Source organism: Methylobacter sp. BBA5.1 (assembly GCF_000746145.1).
Taxonomy (GTDB): domain Bacteria; phylum Pseudomonadota; class Gammaproteobacteria; order Methylococcales; family Methylomonadaceae; genus Methylobacter; species Methylobacter marinus.
In genome coordinates this window covers 1-1,832 of sequence record NZ_JQKS01000082.1, presented here as the reverse complement: position 1 = coordinate 1,832, position 1,832 = coordinate 1, and the positions used below count along the sequence as shown (strand labels likewise).

Below are 1,832 nucleotides of genomic sequence, written 5' to 3'. Positions count from 1 at the left end.
GCATTCATCATTCACCTCGCCAATGCTTACGATCAAAAACACATTAGACTGTGCGGGCAACATCAATATCCCTGAAATTACAACTGTAGTACTAGGCGCATTCGGCATCGGGTTTAAAAGACCCGAGCCTGACCCCGCGATGCCGCAGATAGGCATACAAGGTGCTTTTGGCGATCCCCAGTTTTTCTGCGATCTCGTTTACCGTCAGCTTGCCTTCCTTATAGAGGGTTTCCGCGGCGCAGGCGGTGGCTTCGGCTTTCTGGGGCAGGCCTTTGGGCCGGCCGCCATTACGTCCACGGGCCCGGGCTGCGGACAGACCGGCCTGGGTTCTTTCCCGGATCAGGTCGCGCTCAAACTCGGCTAATGAGGCAAACAGGTTAAAGCTCAACCGGCCTTGCGGGGTGGTGGTATCGATGGGATCGTGCAGGCTTTGCAGGCCGATCTTTTTTTCCATCAAGTCATTGACCAGGCCGATCAGGTGATTGAGCGAACGGCCTAACCGGTCCAATTTCCATATCACTAACACATCGCCAGGGCGGAGGTTACGGATCATCTCGTTCAGCGCCGGACGCTCCGCGCGTGCGCCGCTGGCAATATCCTGATAAATCTTGTCACAGCCGGCTTTAGTTAAGGCATCGATCTGGAGCTCTAGATGCTGATCCCGGGTGCTCACCCGGGCATAGCCAATTTTCATAAACGCTGAATCCTTAAAAAGTTTGATTATCTCATTGTGAAACTGTATCTTAAACTTTGTTTTATGAAACCGCAATACGAAACAACAGAATCAATTACTTAGCGATCAACAGGACGTGCAGGCCCGGGTCTGATAAAACGAACATTTTGTCGAACCGGCAAGTCTGAAGAAAGGGTTATTATAATTCGTCAATATGACGTACAATGTTAGTCAATATGATGAATGTGACCCAGGAGGTTTTGCCATGCCCAGCAAAAAAGTGAAGACCGTACCAGAGCCCGTGCGCGTGGAAAGACTCGGTTTCCGTCTGGATGAACAGACGAAGGACTTGATTGAACGCGCAGCCCATCTGGAGTGCCGAAAAGTGACCGACTTTTGCGTGGCAGTGCTTGCCGACGCTGCACGCCGGACCATTGCGGAGCATGAGACACTCAGGCTTTCTGAACGTGACCGAGAGGTATTCTTCGATACGCTCATGAGTCCCCCCCAGGCCAATGAAAGGCTCATCCGCGCACTGGCGGAGCACAAGCGGCGGATCGTTTCGTAAATGCCTGCGCCGCCATCGCGCGATTTGAAAATCGAGCCGCTTGGACCTCATCACCATCGCGCTGGCTTTGCCTGCGGCGTCGAAAGCCTGGACCGCTATTTCAAAACGCAAGCCAATCAGGATGTGAAGCGTAAGATCAACGGCGTATTCGTTCTCGTCGATCCGCGTGAGCCGGCTGAAGTACTCGGCTACTACACCCTATGTGCGACTGCGCTGGCACAAGGGGACGTACCGGTGGCTGCCCGCAAGCATCTCCCACGCTATCCTTTGGTCAGTGCAACCCTCGTGGGCCGTCTGGCTGTCGCAGGCCATCAACAAAGACAAGGGCTGGGCGCACTCTTGCTCGCGGATGCGGTGCAGCGGGCTTACGCGAGTGCCAGTTCCATTGGATCTTCCATGCTCATTGTAGACGCCATCAGCGAGCAGGCCGCTGCCTTCTACGAGGCTAATGGCTTCGTTCGCTTACCAGACTCTCTTCGACTGATACTGCCGATGCAAGCGATTGCGAAGCTGCTGGAGTCGTAACCGCCGACAGATCCCGTTTCTGAGTCAAAGCCGCCTGGATGAGGGAGTACTGGCGTGCCCGCGGTC

The 1,832-nt window shown here is 54.6% G+C and carries 2 protein-coding genes and 1 pseudogene; 2 read left to right on the top strand and 1 reads right to left on the bottom strand.

The window, feature by feature from the left end; translation table 11 throughout:
• Window positions 1-103: 103 nt before the first annotated feature.
• Window positions 104-694 (bottom strand): annotated as a pseudogene (locus EK22_RS21775) (recombinase family protein); the annotation flags it as partial.
• A gap of 244 nt (window positions 695-938) precedes the next feature.
• On the opposite strand from EK22_RS21775, the gene EK22_RS21770 reads away from it, so the two are divergent.
• A complete protein-coding gene (locus tag EK22_RS21770; protein WP_036254455.1) occupies window positions 939-1,241 on the top strand; it encodes a type II toxin-antitoxin system TacA family antitoxin in 303 nt (100 codons plus the stop codon).
• Complete coding sequence (locus EK22_RS21765; RefSeq protein ID WP_036254452.1) at window positions 1,242-1,766, top strand: GNAT family N-acetyltransferase; 525 nt, start codon at window positions 1,242-1,244, stop codon at window positions 1,764-1,766. It abuts the gene before it with no gap.
• Window positions 1,767-1,832: the final 66 nt, after the last annotated feature.